Annotated in this window: 18 protein-coding genes and 1 pseudogene; 10 read left to right on the top strand and 9 right to left on the bottom strand. The window is 29.9% G+C overall.

The window, feature by feature from the left end; all coding sequences use genetic code 11:
* Positions 1-122: 122 nt before the first annotated feature.
* On the top strand, positions 123-1,577 hold the full coding sequence (locus IPK18_12255; protein ID QQR97605.1) for a VWA domain-containing protein: 1,455 nt from the start codon (positions 123-125) through the stop codon (positions 1,575-1,577).
* Between the two features lie 99 nt (positions 1,578-1,676).
* On the opposite strand, the gene IPK18_12250 is transcribed toward IPK18_12255, so the two are convergent.
* Positions 1,677-2,420, bottom strand: coding sequence for a DUF1295 domain-containing protein (locus IPK18_12250; GenBank protein QQR97604.1), 744 nt, complete (start codon positions 2,418-2,420; stop codon positions 1,677-1,679).
* A 91-nt stretch (positions 2,421-2,511) separates the two neighbouring features.
* Here IPK18_12250 and IPK18_12245 point away from each other — a divergent pair, with 91 nt between their 5' ends.
* From IPK18_12245 to IPK18_12230, 4 genes are all read left to right on the top strand, one after another.
* Positions 2,512-2,745, top strand: coding sequence for a hypothetical protein (locus IPK18_12245; GenBank protein ID QQR97603.1), 234 nt, complete (start codon positions 2,512-2,514; stop codon positions 2,743-2,745).
* Positions 2,742-3,032, top strand: coding sequence for a type II toxin-antitoxin system RelE/ParE family toxin (locus tag IPK18_12240; protein ID QQR97602.1), 291 nt, complete (start codon positions 2,742-2,744; stop codon positions 3,030-3,032). The genes IPK18_12245 and IPK18_12240 overlap by 4 nt, the downstream gene beginning before the upstream one ends.
* A 96-nt stretch (positions 3,033-3,128) precedes the next feature.
* Positions 3,129-4,727, top strand: a complete 1,599-nt coding sequence (gene aceB / locus IPK18_12235; protein ID QQR97601.1) for a malate synthase A — start codon at positions 3,129-3,131, stop codon at positions 4,725-4,727.
* 245 nt (positions 4,728-4,972) lie between these two features.
* The gene (locus tag IPK18_12230) at positions 4,973-5,275 is read left to right on the top strand and encodes a hypothetical protein (protein ID QQR97600.1); all 303 of its coding nucleotides are present in this window, start codon (positions 4,973-4,975) and stop codon (positions 5,273-5,275) included.
* A gap of 48 nt (positions 5,276-5,323) precedes the next feature.
* On the opposite strand, the gene IPK18_12225 is transcribed toward IPK18_12230, so the two are convergent.
* The 3 genes from IPK18_12225 to IPK18_12215 all read right to left on the bottom strand — a co-directional run bounded on the left by IPK18_12225 (position 5,324) and on the right by IPK18_12215 (position 7,368).
* Positions 5,324-6,088: a hypothetical protein gene (locus IPK18_12225; GenBank protein QQR97599.1), complete on the bottom strand. Its 765-nt coding sequence runs from the start codon at positions 6,086-6,088 to the stop codon at positions 5,324-5,326.
* 156 nt (positions 6,089-6,244) lie between these two features.
* Positions 6,245-6,877 (bottom strand): thioredoxin family protein, encoded by a 633-nt coding sequence (locus tag IPK18_12220; protein QQR97598.1) that lies wholly within the window; start codon positions 6,875-6,877, stop codon positions 6,245-6,247.
* A gap of 5 nt (positions 6,878-6,882) precedes the next feature.
* Entirely contained in the window at positions 6,883-7,368 is a 486-nt protein-coding gene (locus IPK18_12215) for a TlpA family protein disulfide reductase (protein ID QQR97597.1), read from the bottom strand.
* Positions 7,369-7,633: 265 nt separating this feature from the next.
* On the opposite strand from IPK18_12215, the gene IPK18_12210 reads away from it, so the two are divergent.
* Both IPK18_12210 and IPK18_12205 read left to right on the top strand, forming a co-directional pair.
* Positions 7,634-8,197 carry a hypothetical protein gene (locus IPK18_12210; protein ID QQR97596.1) on the top strand — a complete coding sequence of 188 codons (564 nt, stop codon included), beginning with the start codon at positions 7,634-7,636 and terminating at the stop codon, positions 8,195-8,197.
* 98 nt (positions 8,198-8,295) lie between these two features.
* Entirely contained in the window at positions 8,296-9,060 is a 765-nt protein-coding gene (locus tag IPK18_12205; GenBank protein ID QQR97595.1) for an Eco47II family restriction endonuclease, read from the top strand.
* Here IPK18_12205 and dcm read toward each other — a convergent pair.
* Positions 9,036-10,275: pseudogene (gene dcm, locus IPK18_12200) on the bottom strand (DNA (cytosine-5-)-methyltransferase). The gene IPK18_12205 and the pseudogene dcm sit on opposite strands and share 25 nt — an antisense overlap.
* A 130-nt stretch (positions 10,276-10,405) precedes the next feature.
* Between dcm and IPK18_12195 the strand changes: the two are divergent.
* On the top strand, positions 10,406-10,906 hold the full coding sequence (locus tag IPK18_12195) for a GNAT family N-acetyltransferase (GenBank protein ID QQR97594.1): 501 nt from the start codon (positions 10,406-10,408) through the stop codon (positions 10,904-10,906).
* Positions 10,907-10,922: 16 nt separating this feature from the next.
* On the opposite strand, the gene mutS is transcribed toward IPK18_12195, so the two are convergent.
* Complete coding sequence (mutS, locus tag IPK18_12190; GenBank protein QQR97593.1) at positions 10,923-13,532, bottom strand: DNA mismatch repair protein MutS; 2,610 nt, start codon at positions 13,530-13,532, stop codon at positions 10,923-10,925.
* Between the two features lie 126 nt (positions 13,533-13,658).
* On the opposite strand from mutS, the gene IPK18_12185 reads away from it, so the two are divergent.
* Entirely contained in the window at positions 13,659-14,183 is a 525-nt protein-coding gene (locus IPK18_12185) for an RNA methyltransferase (GenBank protein ID QQR97592.1), read from the top strand.
* A gap of 955 nt (positions 14,184-15,138) precedes the next feature.
* Here the strand turns inward: IPK18_12185 and folK are convergent.
* The gene (folK, locus tag IPK18_12180; GenBank protein ID QQR97591.1) at positions 15,139-15,627 is read right to left on the bottom strand and encodes a 2-amino-4-hydroxy-6-hydroxymethyldihydropteridine diphosphokinase; all 489 of its coding nucleotides are present in this window, start codon (positions 15,625-15,627) and stop codon (positions 15,139-15,141) included.
* 57 nt (positions 15,628-15,684) lie between these two features.
* Between folK and sppA the strand changes: the two genes are divergently transcribed.
* Positions 15,685-17,355 (top strand): signal peptide peptidase SppA, encoded by a 1,671-nt coding sequence (gene sppA, locus IPK18_12175; protein QQR97590.1) that lies wholly within the window; start codon positions 15,685-15,687, stop codon positions 17,353-17,355.
* 126 nt (positions 17,356-17,481) lie between these two features.
* On the opposite strand, the gene IPK18_12170 is transcribed toward sppA, so the two are convergent.
* Together IPK18_12170 and IPK18_12165 are read right to left on the bottom strand one after the other, a co-directional pair.
* Positions 17,482-17,865 carry a hypothetical protein gene (locus tag IPK18_12170; protein ID QQR97589.1) on the bottom strand — a complete coding sequence of 128 codons (384 nt, stop codon included), beginning with the start codon at positions 17,863-17,865 and terminating at the stop codon, positions 17,482-17,484.
* Between the two features lie 78 nt (positions 17,866-17,943).
* Complete coding sequence (locus IPK18_12165) at positions 17,944-18,672, bottom strand: nitroreductase family protein (protein ID QQR97588.1); 729 nt, start codon at positions 18,670-18,672, stop codon at positions 17,944-17,946.
* Positions 18,673-18,675 lie beyond the last annotated feature (3 nt).

Genomic DNA, 18,675 nt, shown 5'->3' with positions numbered 1-18,675 from the left:
TCAACGTGTTATTCAAAAAAACAGTTAATAAAATTAAAATATAACACATATTAACTCAAGAGATGTTAATTAATTTGTTACACAAATATTTTATGTGCAATATTGGAACATAAAATATCACAATGAAGAAATCAAATTTTTTATTCTTAAGTATTATCGCAACAGCATTAATGTTTTTTACATTAAGCGCAAAAAAATCTAGCACAACAAGGCAAACACCAGACAACAATGATGAACAAAATAAAGTTACGGTAAATACTACTGTATCTGATAGTTTAGTGTACAACGGAAAAAACTTTGCTGAAACAAAAAAAGGCAAAATAAACTTAGGCGCAGGATTCCAAAACGACTACTATATGAATGACCAAAAAGAAGGTTTTTTCTATACTGAAGTGAAAGCAGATAAATTTGTAAACGAAAACAATAAAAGATTACCACTAAATATTTCTTTAGTAATAGATAGAAGTGGCTCTATGAGTGGCGATAAAATTAGATATGTAAAAGATGCAGCAAAATTTGTGATTGATAACTTAACAAAAGATGATATTGTATCTATAATAATTTATGATGACGAAGTAGAAGTATTACAAGCTGCTACAAAAGTTGAAAATAAACAATTAATAAAAAATAAAATAAATACAATTACAGACAGAGGCTCTACCAACCTTACTGGTGGAATGTTAAAAGGATATGCCGAAGTAAAATCAAATTTCAAACAAGGATACATCAACAGAGTACTTTTATTATCTGATGGTTTAGCTAACGAAGGCATTACAGATCCTATCCAAATTCAGAAAATTGTATCTACAAAAAATAAAGAAGATGGCATTTCACTTTCAACATTTGGCGTTGGCAATGATTACAACGAAGACTTAATGACATCGATGGCTGAGCAAGGTACAGGAAATTATTATTTCATAGATTCTCCAGATAAAATTCCAAGTATTTTTGAAAAAGAACTGAAAGGTTTAATGACTGTAGTTGCACAAAATGTTTCTTTAGAAATTCAAATTCCAGCAAATGTAGAAATACAAAAAGTATATGGTTACAAATACGAAAAAACGGGCAACACATTGAAAGTGAATTTCAGAGATGTTTTTTCAGAAGAAGTAAAAGGAATATTGATTAAATACAAAATTACAAACAACGCAACCAATCCTATTTCGTTTACAGCAAAAGTAGCTTATGATGATGCAACATCATTTAAAAATGAAAACTTAAACATCACTATAGCACAACAATTTACAGAAAACAACAAATTATACATAGCTAGCAACCAAGAAAAAATCCATCAACAAATTACACTATTTGAGGCAAATGAAAATCTTGAAAATGCAATGAGAGAAGTAGATAAAGGCAACTACGAAGAAGCTAAGAAAATAATGGAAACCAACAAGACCTATCTTTCTACAAAAAAAGGATTAGTTGAAAAATCAGAAGAGTTACAAAAATTAAATGATGTGAACTTAAACTATGATTCTCGTGTAAAAGAAGCAGAAAGCATGAGTGTTGATGAAATAAAATTCATGCAAAAAAGTTCAAAAAGTCAATCTTATCAAATAAAAAATAAGAAGTAATTATCCTGTTTATGCAAAAGGCATAGATATTGTTTGTTTGTTTTAATGTTGCGACCATTTCATTCTTGAAATGGCTGTTATTTTTTATTCCATTGCAAACTAAAAAACAAAAGGAAACACCGCTTTTCTTTCTTTAGGATAATCTTTAAAATGCTCTAAATACCATTTATGATGATGATATGCACGTGGCAATAAATTGGCAACAGTCCAAATAAAAAATGATAAAGAAGCTAAATTGAACGTCATTAATGCATAACCTAACCACTCCACCATTTCTCCAAATAAATTTGGACAAGAAATATACTTAAACAAAAAACCATTAGGAATTTTATAACCAGTTTCTCCAGGCTTACGCAAGGCAATCAACATATTATCAGATTTATTATTAATATAAATACCAAGAACAAAAAGCACCAATCCTACAATAAAATTCCATTTCAAAAAATAATTATCAGCGTATTTGCAAATCACACCTAAAAAATATGCATTTAAGGCAGCATTCACAGAATTAAACAACATAGCAGATAATGAAACAGACAACGGAATTTTCTTTCCATCAGTTTTTGTTCGCAATGGATAGATAATTCCTCTATTTACATAATGCAAAGCATAAACTGCACCAAAAAACAAGGAATACATATTTGTATTAAAATACTTTGCATACACAATTATAAAAGTGAGCAATGCCCAAGATTCCATAAAAAACCAACCTATTTTATTTGGAATTAGTAATCCAAATGATTTATTAGTATGACGGCCATAAGGTGCAGAAATAAAAAATTGAACAGGAAACAATATGATTCCAAAAATTATCCAATACAAAACAAATTTATCTATACTCATGCGCCAAAAATATTAAAAGAAATCTGTTTCAAACTAATCATAAAATAGTATTTTCTATTGTATATTTGAAAAAATAGATTTAATTTTAAATATGTCAGACATAAAAATTTTAAAAGATAAATTGCATTTATTGATTGATAAGATTGAAGATGAGGAAGTCTTACAAAACTATGAAGCATTTTTGAAAAATGAATTAAATCCAAATGAAAATTGGTACAATGACATGCCTGAATCAGTAAAAAAAAGGCTTCAAAAAAGCATTCAACAAGCAAAAGAAAATAACACAAAAGAATTCAATACTATTATCAGCAAATATTTAGTATGAAAGTAATTATTACTGAAGAAGCAGAACAATCTTTAGATGAAATTATTGAATACTTAAGAATACATTGGAATCAAAATGTAATTGATAAATTTATATCTAACATTCAACTTACAATTCAAAGAATACAAAAATTTCCAAAAAGCTTTCCAGTATCGCCATTCATAGATGCACAGCGTGCATTAGTTTCCAAACAAATTATAATGTTATTCAAAATAGAAGGTAATGTATTAATCATTTACTTATTTTGGGATGCACGTCAAAATCCACAAAAACTTAATATAAAATAGTATTTTATAATCTTTCCAAGTTTAAAACTCACTTAACATCTTCAAGTTTTGATAAACATGATAAATTCATTATCTTCGTAAAAAATAAATAAAATCATGGCACAATATCCAACTTTAGAAGGTGTAGAAATTAAAGGTGCATACAAACCAGAATGGGCAGAAATTATCACACCTGAAGCATTAGCATTTTTTGTTAAATTACAAAGAAAATATAACAGCAGAAGACTTGAACTCTTGCAAAAAAGAGTAGACAGACAAGTAAGATTAGACGCAGGAGAATTACCTGATTTTTTACCAGAAACAAAAGAAATCAGAGAAACAGAATGGACTGTTGCGCCTTGTCCTGCTGATATCCAAGACCGTAGAGTAGAAATTACAGGACCAGTTGATAGAAAAATGATTATCAATGCGTTAAACTCAGGTGCTAAAGTATTCATGGCAGACTTTGAAGACTCAAATGCACCAACTTGGGAAAACAATATCCAAGGACAAGTGAACTTGAGAGATGCGAACAAAGGCACAATTTCATTTGTAAACGAAGCAAACGGAAAAGAATATAAATTAAATCCAGAACATGCAGCATTATTTGTTCGTCCACGTGGATGGCATTTATTAGAAAAGCATGTAATCGTTGATGGTCAAGAAGCAAGTGGTGGTATCTGGGATTTTGCATTATATTTCTTCCACAATGCAAAACAAAGATTAGAGCAAGGAAAAGGCACATACTTCTATCTTCCAAAAATGGAATCACATTTAGAAGCAAGATTATGGAATGATATATTTAATGACGCTGAAGATGATTTAAGCGTACCAAGAGGCACTATTAAAGCAACAGTATTAATAGAAACTATCGTTGCAACATTTGAGCTAAACGAAATACTATATGAACTAAGAGACCACTCTGCTGGTTTAAATTGTGGACGTTGGGATTATATTTTCTCTTTCATCAAACGTACAGTAAAAAACAAACAATTCTTAGTACCAGATAGAATGCAAGTAACAATGACTACGCATTTCTTAAAATCATACTCAGAATTAGTAATACAAACATGTCACAAACGTGGTGCATTTGCAATGGGTGGAATGGCAGCACAAATTCCAATTAAAGACAATCCAGAAGCAAACGAAGTAGCATTGGCAAAAGTAAGAGCAGATAAAGAAAGAGAAGCAAAAGCTGGACACGATGGTACTTGGGTAGCACATCCAGGATTGGTACAAATTGCCATGGATGAATTTAATAAATACATGCCAACACCAAATCAAATCCATGTAAAAAGAGAAGATGTAAATGTGTCTGCTGCAGATTTGTTGCAAGTACCAGTAGGTACTATCACATTAGGTGGATTAAAAAATAACATCGATGTAGGCATACAATATTTAGAAGCATGGTTGCGTGGCAATGGTTGCGTTCCTATTCATAATTTGATGGAAGATGCTGCAACAGCAGAAATTTCTAGAACACAAGTATGGCAATGGGTACACCATGATGATGCAAAATTAGATGATGGAACAAAAGTTACTGCAGAGTTAGTTCAAAAACTAATTGATGAACAAAAACAAGCATACAAAGCTACTTTAGGCGATAAATATGCAGATTCTAAATTTGATTTAGCAACAGAACTATTTACAAAAATGAGCTTACAAGATACACTTGAAGAGTTCTTAACTTTAGAAGCATACAACTACATAGATTAATCATTTGTTTGATTATAGCTAATACACAAAAATGCCTGTCTGAAAAGACAGGCATTTTGTGTATATTTTCAAAGCCAAGCATGTAATATTTGCATAAAAACATATTAGATAACAAAATCAATAATTTGGTTAAATAAGCGTTATATATTTAAAATAGATTTAGACTAAAGTCAAACAGATAAATGAAAATTATAATTTATATATTGTTTTTTTTCACATCAATTAGGATTTCTAAATGCGAGAAATTGCAAATAAAAATCTATAACAAAACAGGATTTGACATACAATATCTAAGACTCAGTGATGTATATATGGGTGATATAAAGAAAGACTCAATATTAATACTTTCAAATTGGAAAGAAATAAAATTTCAGGGCAAAGTACCATTTGGAAAAATAAAAGGATATATAAAAGGGTTAAAAGAAGACGAAAGTAATCATATAATTTGTGGTACTGGTGTTAGTGCAGTAAATAATGGGAAATATGAATTTGATTTAGTGATATATTTTTATAAATTTGGTTATCTTTTATATTTTTCACCCCACTAATAAATAAAAAACCACGTTATGCAACTGCCATGCCATTTGGGTGTAATACTAAATCTCACTAAGATTACTGATAAGTTCTATAATTTCAAATTTTGTCAAATCTGCAAGTTGTATGTCCCAAGTATAATATTTATAGCTTTCATTTGGATTATTCAATTTGACTTTGTGTTTAGTATTTGTTTCAATATTTGTTGTTAATTCATCGATTTCATTTTCTGTCACTTGTTTCTTTGGTAATTTTAATGTCATTTCATTTTGTCTAATAAATACGTCGAATTTTGGTATTAAGTTTCTTGAAAACAAGTAGTCGCCAGACAAGCTAATTCTAGTGTTTGAAAACCTATCAACCAAGTACTCTTGAATATTAATCAAATTGTTTTCAGTCGTTTTTGAGAGATAATGTTTAGTATCATGAGGTTTTATGTATTTTAGATAATAGTTATAAATTTTATTATAACTTTCTCTGTCTTTGTATAAAATGGCTATGTCAATAGAATGCAAATCTGAGAATTCATACAAATTCATACTACTAATAATTGCTTCTGTTTCATTAAAGTATAATTTAGTATGCAGTCCTGTAATTTTGAATATTTCAACTCCAAGACTTGTCAATATCTCATAGTTTTCTTGGTCAATCTCTCGTATGAAAAACTTAATTGAAACATTTTTCTTTTTTGCTTGCTCAATGCTAATTATTATCTTTTTCCAGTCTGCAATTTTTACAAATGGTGTTATTGCATAAAATTTTTCATTTGATTCTTTAATTAAAGTTGAAATTTTTACGCCAATTTCATTTGGGTTTATTATTTCCATTTTCTTGTTTTTATTAATATAATTGTGAATGCTTTTGCATATTACGCCCAATGTACATCAGATTTCAGAAGTACACTGCTAACAAAGTTTTCAAGCGTAATTTATATATAATATAAAAACACCTATTATTTTCCAATAAAGCAAAATAAGCAATATCTATTTTGTCTTAACACTACAACCTACTGCTAAAGTAGTTTCTGTTTTTATTGGCTGTCCTGCAATCAATGCATCTACTGCTGCTTCTACATATTTCTCTGTTACATCATCAGCATTCTCATAGTTATTATCTATTGCTCCTATATATTTCACAATATTTTTTCCGTTTTCTTTATTTAACACAAAGATATGTGGTGTTTTGGTAGCACCATATTGTGGAAATATTGTTTGTCCATCATCAAACAAATATGGAAATGTAAATCCTTTTTCTTTGGCTCTTATTTTCATCTTATCAAAACTAGCTTCTTCATGTGCTTCAGGATCGTTGGGATTGGTGGCAATAACTGGATGGCCCAATGCTTTATATTTTTTATCTAATGCAATAATTCTATCTTCATAGGCAATAGCATATGGACAATGATTACAAGTAAAAATTACAATAAATCCTTTTGCATCTGGGTAATTGGCTAAAGAAACCATTTTGTCATCAATATTTTTAAGCGAAAAATCTGTAGCTTCATCACCAATTTTATAGCCTTCAGTTGGCACTACTGTTGCTGTTTTTGTTTCTGCTGTTTGTTTTTCTGTTTTTGGTTTGCATGCTGCAACACTCAACACAACAAACAATGTCATTAAAATTATTGTACTTTTTTCATCTTATAAAATTTATTAATTAGTTGATTTAGTTCTTTTTCTGATAATTGACCTTCATGAAAATAAATTTGCTTTCCATTTTGGTATAAAATTGTTGCAGGAATGGCGCCAGTCCAATTTGGGTTAATTGCACTTATCCAAGTATTCATATTTTTCACATCATTGAGTAAAAGCAAATCTGTTTGCATTTTTTTTTGTTGCGCAAATGGCAACACTCTTGTTTCAAAATCTGCTGCCCTATCTAATGATACAAATAATATTTTAAAATCTTTGTTTTGATAGGTTTGATTGGCTTTTATAAAATATGGCAGTTCTTCTACACATGGCTTACACCAAGTTGCCCAAAAATTTACCAAAAGTAAAACATCTTTTTGTTCTTCAATGTATTTTTTGTATCCATTAAAATCGACAATATTATGTATGATTTCTGTTTTTGTATTTATTGTCCTACAAGCACTAAGAAATATCATACATAATATAACAAAACTATATTTCATTAATAATATTAAATATAAAAACAGCAAGATACAAAAGATAGACTGATTCTATATACTCTTAATACTATTTAACAGATTGTGTTTTATTGCATTTTAATTCATTTTTCGTATATTAGCTACACAAAGTAAACTGCTCATTTTTAGCATTGACAGTAATTATAATAATAAAAACAAAGTCAAAGTATTCATTACACAACAACTTTGCGCACCTGACTTGGAACAAATAAACAAATAGCACATGAAAAATATCGTAAATATTATCATAACAATAGCTGTAATTGTTCTTCTTTTTTCACTTATAATATTTTATGCAAATACAAATAAAAAAGACAAAGAACATAAAATCTTAGACAATGGTGCTACTACTTATGCTACCATATTGTATTGTGGTTTTAAAAATGATATTGGCAATTTTGTTTCTATTGAATATTTTGTAGATGATAAAAAATATCTAGACAGAACAAGTGCTCCAAGTAGTCAGTTCCAAGTAAATGAACAAATTGAGATTGTATACAATACAAGAGAGCCAACAACATTTATTGGTCATTTTTACAACATGAAGTTTAATGATTCTATACAAACAAAATCAATTGAGGCTACTATCATTAATATAGAACCTACAAAAAGAAAAATAGATACAAATACTATCAGCATCATTACATACGAATACTATATAAACAACATAAAATACACAAGAACAAATGAGTTATTAGTCAATGGTACAATTAACTATAGCATTGGACAAAAGATACAAATACAATATAATATAGACAATCCTAAAAGTTCTATATTAGATATATAGCAAAGTCAAGCATTACTACTTTAGCAAAAATCCAAAGCTTTTCTTTAGAAAATAAAAATTATTTATAACTTTATAATAAATTGGACAAGAATAAAAAAATGGCAAATAAATATGTGAATTTTATCTCAGATGAACATTTGTTGTATTCCATTGAGAATTTACACAAAGCTTATTTGAAAGCTAAAAATAATATATCAAAAAAGAGTTTTTATAGTAATAAAATAGATATTATCAAATTGACTTTTGATGCAAAGTTTAACAGCATTAGTGAAAATAACTTAATCCAATCTGAAATTCTTCGTCAGATAGATAAATCAATAAACAATTCAATAGGAACATTTCATGAACAAATTTTAGGTGGAATAAATGGCTATGAAGTTGGCAATATGAGTGGTTTTGATATTAAAGCAACTGACAATACACTTTTTGCTGATATTAAAAACAAGCATAACACTATGAATAGTAGTTCTGCTGAAGCATTATTTCAAAAATTAGCTCGTTATGCAGACGATAATAAGAAAGCCAAATGTTATTGGGTTCAAATACTAGCAAAAGGAAGTTTTAACGAACATTGGAAAGGTGAAATAAATGGTAAAGAATATAGCCATAGTCGTGTTTATAAAATTTCTGGTGACCAATTTTACGCATTACTTACCAAACAAGATGATGCACTTTTTCAACTATATAAAGCATTACCAACAGCAATTAATGACTATTTAAAATTAGCAAAAGATGAAAACAAAGTAAAAGAAAATTCAGCTTTGGAGGAAATAACTACTGAAATCGAAAAATCCAAACGTTCAATCATTGATCAAATTACGTTTGAGAATTACAGCTATTATTTAGGATTTGACAAGCTATAATAATCATTTAAAAACTTAACAATTGAATAGCCTATTTCTCGACCTAAATTAACTGGAACAGCATTTCCTATTTGTTTATATTGTTGAGCTAAAGAGCCAACAAATTGCCAATCATCTGGGAAAGTCTGTATTCTTGCATATTCTCTTACCGTAAATGGTCGTGTTTCTTCAGGATGGCAACGTTCTGTTTGTTTTTGTGCAGGACTGCAAGTTAAGGTCAAACAAGGCTCGTCCCAACCAATTCTTCGTGCAATTCCTGTTTTTCCGCCACCTAAATAGAAACTTCCACCCATAAATTCTTTCTGAATATCCAAAGGCAAATCACGCCAATAACCTTTAGGTGGTACTAAATCCAAAACATCTTTTTTACTTTGTGGATATTTTGCACCATTTGATTTTGGAACATTTGTATCAAACAACTCTCCTTTTTTCAAAGCATCTTTTAAAAAATATATTTTCTTATATGGTTCTGGATAATTATATTTTATATCAATATCTTTTCTTATTCCGACCAAAATTAGACGCTCACGTTTCTGTGGTACTTTATAATTTATAGCTTTCAAAACTTGAACAGGAACTACATTATAACCTATTTCATCTAATATAGAAATCATTCCTTGCAATGTTTTTCCATTTTCGTGACTCAATAATCCACGAACATTTTCACCAATACAAATTGGAGGATTTACCTCTTTTACAACTCTTGCAAACTCATAAAAAAGTGTTCCACGCGCATCAGCAAAACCTAATTTTTTTCCTGCGTAACTAAATGCCTGACATGGAAATCCACCAGTAATAACATCAACTTCTCCATTATATTCCGAAAAATCAAAATTCTTAATATCACCTTCTAAAACATTCCAAACAGGTCGGTTTTTCCTCAAAGTCTGACAAGCAAATTTATCAATCTCATTTAGTGCAACACAATTCAAACCTGCCATTTCTATACCAATAGCTAAACCACCTGCACCTGCAAATAACTCCAAGACTTTATATTCATAATTTGGTTTCACATAGTTTGAAATTGTTTCTACAAAATCTTTCTTAAAAAAAGTCAGCAAACACTGCTTCTACATCTACTTTTTTATACACTCGATAATTGCTGATAGGTTCGCGAAATGCAGATAATTTACCTTCTCTATCCCAACGCCTTAATGTTTCCTTGTTTTTACCAAGCAGTTCTGCTGTTTCTGACAATGTTAAATATTCACTCATATTCTAAGTTATACAACCTTATACAATGGTTACAAATTTAAAACAAAAATCTGAACTAAACAATAAATTAAAAAAAAGAATAAATACAAATATCTAAATTTACATTTAGATTAAAATAATTCGTTTAAAAATGCAACTCAGAAAAGCAAGTCATGCTGATGCTGACAAAATTTGGGAAATTCTTCAACAGGCAATTGAACAAAGACGGTTAGATGGAAGTGAACAATGGCAAAATGGCTATCCAAATCAGCAAACAATATATAACGACATTGAAAATAACAATGGCTATGTAGTTGTTGAAGATGTCACAATTATTGCCTATGCTGCAATAATATTTGATATAGAACCAGCATACAATAATATAGTTGGACAATGGCTAAGCAACGAAAAATATGTAGTTATTCATCGTGTGGCTACTGCAAACTCAGTAAAAGGAAAAGGTGTTGCTACTAAACTCTTTGGTTTAATTGAAGCAATGGCTCTAAACAACAATATTTTTAGTATAAAAGTGGACACCAATTTCGATAATATTCCTATGCTAAAAATATTAGATAAACTAGGCTATACTTATTGTGGCGAAGTATTCTTTAATGGTTCTGCAAGAAAAGCTTTCGAAAAAGTATTAAAATAAATACATCATATTTTTATTAAAGTAATTTTCTCAATTCATTTAGCTTAAGTAAAGCTTCAACTGGTGTAATTGAATTGATATCAACTTTTTCTATTACTTCTTTGAGTTTCAATAATCGTGGATCATCCATCGAAAACATATTCAATTGGAAATTCTGATTTTCTGGTAGTTTCTTTAATGTTTGAGAAATATCAGAAGATATATTTCTATTATTTTCTAATTCAAGTAAAATTTCATTTGCTCTATTGATGATACTATTTGGCAAACCAGCCATTTTTGCTACATGTATACCAAAACTATGTCCACTTCCACCTTCTACCAATTTCCTTAGAAAAACAACCTTATTATTCGATTCTTGTACTGCAACATTATAATTTTTGATACGTTCAAATTTATCAGCTAATTCATTCAACTCATGGTAATGTGTTGCAAACATAGTTTTAGGTTTTGCAATCTTATTATTATGAAGATATTCTACTAAACTCCAAGCAATAGAAATACCATCATACGTAGATGTACCACGACCGATTTCATCTAGCAACACCAAGCTTTTTTCTGTGATATTATTAATAATACTTGCTGTTTCTATCATTTCTACCATAAATGTAGATTCGCCCAAAGATAGATTATCACTTGCACCTACTCTAGTAAACAATTTATCTATAATGCCAATTTCTGCAAATTGTGCAGGCACAAAACTTCCCATTTGTGCCATCAAAACTATCAATGCTGTCTGCCTGAGTATCGCTGATTTTCCACTCATATTTGGTCCAGTGATGATAATAATTTGTTGTGAATCATTATCCAAAAACACATCATTTGGAATATATTGTTCGCCCAAAGGTAATTGTTGCTCAATAACTGGATGCCTACCTTCTTTAATCTTTAAAGTATTATCATCATTAATATTAGGTTTTCTATAATTATTTTTTTGAGCAATATGTGCAAATGACAACAAACAATCTAATTGTGCAATGAGATATGCATTAAGTTGTATTACTTTTACATAATCACTAATGTATTGCACCAATTCATTAAAAATAGCTTCTTCAATATTTAATATTTTCTCTTCTGCTCCTAAAATTTTTTCTTCATAAATTTTCAATTCTGGTGTAATGTATCTTTCTGCATTTACCAATGTTTGCTTGCGTATCCATTCTGTTGGCACTTTATCTTTATGTGTGTTTCTTACTTCTAAAAAATATCCAAACACATTATTAAAACCAATTTTCAAAGAAGATATTCCTGTTTTTTCTATTTCAGAATTTTGTAATTGTGTAAGATAATCTTTACCTGAAGTAGATATAACACGTAGCTCATCCAATTCTTTAGACACGCCATTCTTTATTGTATTTCCTTTCTGAATAGCAACTGGTGCTTGTTCCTCAATCGTACTATCAATCTTTTCTTTTACTGAAGTACATAGATTGATTTGCTCACCAATTTTATTTAATGTGATATGCTTTGTTTGCGTACATGTATTCTTAATATCTTCAATGGCAAACAATGCTTTTTTAAGTTGATTAAGCTCGCGTGGCGATATTTTAGATAAAGAAACTTTAGAAATGATTCTTTCTAAATCTCCGATTATCTTAATATTTTGAATTAATTGATGAGCAATTTCTTGTTCCTTTATTAAAAATTCTACAGCATTTAATCTTTCATCTATTGATGATTTATTTTTCAAAGGCATGGCTATCCAACGCTTCATCATTCTGCTGCCCATTGGCGCAACAGTTTTATCTAAAACATTTAACAAAGACACGCCATTTTCGTGCATGGTATGTATTAGTTCTAAGTTGCGTGCTGTAAATCTATCTAGCCAAACATAATTGTTGTTCTCAATTCTATTTATCTGCGTAATGTGTTCTAAAGATTTATGCTCAGCTTCATTCAAATAATGCAAACATGCGCCAGCTGCTTTGATGCCAATTGGGATATTATCTAAACCAAAGCCTTTGAGCGTTTGTACTTGAAAATGTTGCAATAGTTTTTTCTCTAAAAAATCATCTTGATATACCCAATCATCAATGGCGTAGATATGGTATTTATTGGCATAGTTTGCATTAAACTTTTTCTGTTGATGTTTTGGAAAAACAACTTCTGATGGTGTGTAGCTTTGCAATAGTTTGTCTAAATAATCTACATTGCCTTGTGCTACAAAAAACTCACCAGTAGATATATCTAAAAATGCAACACCTACTTGCTCATTTTCATAAAATACTGAAGCTAAAAAATTATTACTCTTATGGTCTAATATTTTATCATTGATGGTAACGCCTGGCGTTATCAACTCAGTAACGCCTCTTTTTACAATACCTTTAGTAGATTTAGGGTCTTCGAGTTGCTCACAGATAGCTACACGATAACCTGCTTTTACTAACTTAGGTAAATAAGTATCTACAGCATGAAAAGGAAATCCTGCTAATTCTAAATCTTTTTGAGAACCATTGGCGCGTTTGGTAAGCACAATACCCAAAACATCTGCTGCCTTTACTGCATCTGAGCCAAAAGTTTCGTAGAAATCACCTACTCTAAATAATAAAATAGCATCAGGATATTTTTGTTTAATCTTATTAAACTGTTGCATTAATGGCGTTTCCTTCTCAACTTTTGCTGTACTCATGAATTTATATGATGCTTTGTATTATTGGCTAAAGATACGAACAAAGCAAAATAAATATTAAAGTAGACACAACAGATTATCCACAGTAAAAAAATGCGTTATATTTGCAAAAATCTTCTATACACCATGCAAAAATTAAAGCTAGCTGAACTCAATAGACTGACAAAAGAAGAATTTATTGATGCGAAAAAACACAATATCATTTTGGTGTTGGATAACATTAGAAGTGCCATGAACGTTGGTTCTTTTTTTAGAACTTCAGATGCTTTTTTGATTGAAGAAATTATTTTAGTTGGCATCACAGCGCAACCACCCAATAGAGAAATACAAAAAACTGCCTTAGGTGCTACAGAAACTGTAACATGGTCTTATATTGAAGAAAAAGAGACTTGCATACAAAATTTAAAAGAAAAAGGTTATACAATTATATGCATAGAACAAAGTGATAGCTCTACCTTTTTACAAGATTTTATTGTAAAAGATGATAAAAAATATGCTTTAATATTTGGCAATGAAGTAGATGGTGTTAGTCAGGAATTTATGAATACTTGTGATACATGTATAGAAATTCCACAATTTGGCAGCAAGCATTCTTTAAATGTTTCTGTTTGTGCTGGCATTGTTGTTTGGCATTTTGTAAGTAATATTTAGATTCGACTATATTTTTATCTACAGCATTATCATTGTATTTTTCTACTATAACGTGTATTAAGCATAAACGCAGTTAGGTGTTTTATAAAATATATTCTTTTATATATCTTTATTTTATTTACTTTCTTTCCTTTGATACAAAGAAAGTAACAAGGAGGAATCAAGGCTTACGAAAAATTACGCTTTATCTTTTACTTACTTTTTTCCTTGATAAAAAAAGTAATAAAAAAATCAAGTTCAAACTGAGGCACTTTGCCATGCTTATTGGCTTCAGCTCGAAAAATCTCTCTTCTTTAAATCATCTTATTGGTTTTATTTGTGCTTGTTTATAGTTTGTATTATAACATAAATATTTTGCTGTGTCATATTTTGCACGATAATTTCAGCCGTTTCAATTTTTCTTCGCCACGTGCTGACGCTTGAACGCTTTTTCCTATTTTCTTAATGAAATTATTTAATGTCATTGCCTTGTAAAAGGCAATCTCCTAAATCTAAGTAATAATGAGATTACCACTTTCGTGGTAATAACAATTACGCTTCTGTATGATAAAAACATTATCTTCTAACGCTTTTTTTCTGATGCCAATTTCTTTTTCTTATCAGAATATGATTTCAGCCGTTTCGATTTTTCTTCGCCTCGTGCTGACACTTGAACGTTTTATTGCTTATTTTGCTGACATTGTTTAATGTCATTGCCATGTAAAAGGCAATCTCCTAAATCAAAGTAATAATGAGATTACCACTTTCGTGGTAATGACAATTACGCTTCTGTATGATAAAAACATTATCTTCTAACGCTATTTTTCTGATGCCAATTTCTTTTTCTTATCAGAATATGATTTCAGCCGTTTCGATTTTTCTTCGCCTCGTGCTGACACTTGAACGCATGGCAGTCGACAGCTGACAGTCAGCCATGGATTGACTCTTGAACTTTGTTGGCTCTTATAAGCAATTTTTAGGTTATACTGTATTTTTCAACGACAGATGTGTCATCGCAGTTTTCTAGTAGCTTTTGTATGGTTTCGTTAAATTTTGGATGTACAATTTTACTTGCTATTTCGTTCAATGGTATTAATGTAAATTTTCTTAGATGCAAACGTGGATGTGGTATTGTAAGATTTTTTGTCTCTACAATAGTATTATCATAAAATAATACATCTATATCAATCGTTCTGGATGACAGTTGGCTTTTGTTTGTTCTGCCTAATATTTTTTCAATTTTCTGAGTGGCATTAAGCAATTGGAAAATACTTAGTTGCGTTTTTACCATCAAACATTGATTGAGATATTTTGTTTTGTGTTTCACTTGCCATGGTGCAGTTTCGTATATTGAAGAACTCAAAACAATTTCTCCAATTTTATGTTGAATAAAATATTGTGCCAAAAGCATATGTTTATATCTATATCCTTTGTTGTCGCCTAATAAAATAAATAGAGTATGCAAATTGAAATATTAAAAATTAGAATTACTTTTACGAAAATAAAATATTATTAATCACATATGAAAACTTTTTTTAAAATATTTTTTGGCTCTTGTTTGGGCGTGCTTGTAGGCTTGTTCATTTTATTTTTTGTTCTCACTGGAATGATAGGTAGCCTAGCAAGTAGCGCAACTACAAGTGAAGATACAGCAATAAAAAGCAACTCCGTACTACATTTAAACTTAGAAGGAGAAATTACAGACAGAACTTATGATGCATCATTCTTGAACTTTTCATTTAGTTCTGGAACAAGTTCTATTGGTTTATTTGACATTCAAGAAGTATTGAAGCAAGCGAAAGCTGATAAAAAAATAAAAATACTATTAATTGATATTGACAAAGCTAGTTTTGGCATTGCTGCTTTAAATCAATTTTTAGATTTTATTGAAGATTTTAAGAAATCTGGTAAGTTGGTTTATTTGTATAGCAACGGTGCAACTCAAAAAACATTTTTGGTTGGTGCATATGCAGATAAAATGTATCTTAATCCAATTGCTGGTTGCGAGTTCAATGGTTTTGTGTTAGAAAATATGTTTTTTACTGGCTTAATGGAGAAAGTTGGTGTGCAACCTAATATTTTCTATGCTGGCGAATTTAAAAGTGCCACAGAACCATTTAGATTAAAAGAAAACAGTCCAGAAAATGAATTGCAACTTACTGAACTATTAAAAGACATTCAAGCTGAGTATTTATCAAAATTATCTAAAAAAATAAACATCAGCACAGATTCATTAATAGGATTTGCCAATCAATTACAAATTACTCAAGCTATAGATGCAAAGAAATATGGCTTGGTAGATGATCTTAAATATCAAGATGAATTGCTAGATGAAATAAGAACAAAACTTGGCTATGGCAAAAATGAGAATCTAAATTTTGTATCTTATAAAAAATACAAAAAATCTATAACGCCTGAAGATAATACAAGTGCTAGCAATCAAATTGCTGTATTGTTTGCTGAAGGCGAAATTATAGATGGTAATGCTGAATCTGGTACAATAGCTGGAGATACTTACTTGAAACATATTTATGAAATACAAGAAAAAGCAAATAGTGGCGAAGTAAAAGCTTTGGTATTGCGTGTAAATTCTGGTGGTGGCAGTGCCTTTGCATCAGAACAGATTTGGCGTGCTTTGAGTAATTTGAAAAAGAAAATACCTATTGTAGTATCTTTTGGCGATGTGGCTGCAAGTGGTGGCTATTATATAGCTTGTGCAAGTGATAAGATATTTGCACAACAGAATACAATTACTGGTTCTATTGGCGTTTTTGGCATGTTATTTAATACACAAAAATTGTTTAATGATAAATTGGGCATTACTACTGATGTAGTAAAAACAAATCCATATGCAGATTTTGGCAACAGCACAAGAGCATGGACACCAATAGAAAATGCTGCCATGCAACGTGATATTGATGCAATTTATACTTTATTTAAAAAACGTGTTGCTGATGCTAGAAAACTGAGCGCAGAACAAGTGACAAATATTGCAAAAGGAAGAATTTATAGTGGCGTAGATGCTAAAGCTATTGGATTGATTGATAATATTGGTACGCTTGATGATGCCATTGCGGAAGCAAAAAAATTGGCAAAATTGAACGCTATAAATGTTGTACAGTATCCTGCTGTGAAAGGGTTGCAAAGTTTTTTAGAAAAGAAATTAGTTCTTATAAAGAAATTGAGAAGCTAAAACAATACACCAAACCACAAGCAAGAATTCCATTTGTGTTTAATATTCACTAGAATATTTTTCTCATAAATCAAAGAAGGCATTGTATTTCTACAATGCCTTCTTCTTATAAAATAATGTAATTACTTACATCCAAGTTGATGTAAATTTTATTAAATCTTTTCTAAGATTATTAAAAATTAGTTCAAATGTTTGAACTTTATCTCTTGTGTCTGCATGGTCATTTACTTTTCTATGGTCTGTGGCAATCGGATTTTCTTCTATATTTTTTAGAATTTCTTGTTCATGTTGATTGATTTCATGTGTCAAAATATCAATTTGTTCTTTTTGAATAATTAATTTATTTTGGAAACGCTCAATCATTGCATGGAATTCTTTGTCTGTATTTTTTATAGATACTTCTGATAATCTATTTTGCAATACTTTCAAATCATCATCATAAAACTTGATAGTGTTTAACCATGCTTTATGCTCTGCATGTAGTTCTTGTAGATACTTTAATTCTGACATAATATAATTTTTTATTTGTGGCGAATTTATATCAAAATAGTCATATTTAAAATGATAAAAAGCATAAAAAAAACAAATTTATATCACTTTTATTATTTCTTCTTTTGGAATACGTACTCTATCTCCATAAATACCTTCTGGTGCTGCTTTGCCTACAGAAACTACCATACAAATTTCTGCTGATGCTGGTAGGTTTAGGAATTTCTTTACTTTATCAGAATCAAAACCTTCCATTGGGCATGTATCATAACCTTCGGCAGACATGCTCAACATAAATGTTTGTGCTGCAAGTGCGCAACTTTTATGCACTACAATTCTTATGTCTGTTGCTGTAACTTGTTTTGGCAATGGCTGAAACATTCCGCCAACATTTGCTGCTACTTTTTTAAATGCACCAACCAGATCTAATGGATCAGAAAAATATAGTGTTGGAATTACTTTGCTGTAATAGTCAATTATCAATTGTTCTTTTTTGCCAATTTTTGATGGGAATTGTTTTTTTGCTTCTTCTAAAACAAATTTTGCGTGTTTATTCCATTTGTCTTTTCGAGTTACAAAAACAATTAATTCATTTGCTGTTGTAGCTGCTCTTTGTCCAAGGCAATATTTTGCTAATTCTTTCTTTTTGCTTGGTGTTTTTACTCTATAAAATTCCCAAAGCTGTAAATTACTTGAGTTTGGTGCTAATGTTGCTCTTTCTAAACTTCTCATTACAACTTCTTCATCAAAAGGTGCATTGGCATCATATATTCTTACAGAACGTCTACTATTTACTATTTCATCAAATACTGTAGCTTGTTTTTTCATTTG

Source organism: Sphingobacteriales bacterium (genome assembly GCA_016699615.1).
Taxonomy (GTDB): Bacteria; Bacteroidota; Bacteroidia; order Chitinophagales; family JADIYW01; genus JADJSS01.
The sequence above is the reverse complement of the archived record's forward strand: the minus strand, read 5'-3'. Positions and strand labels throughout refer to the sequence as shown.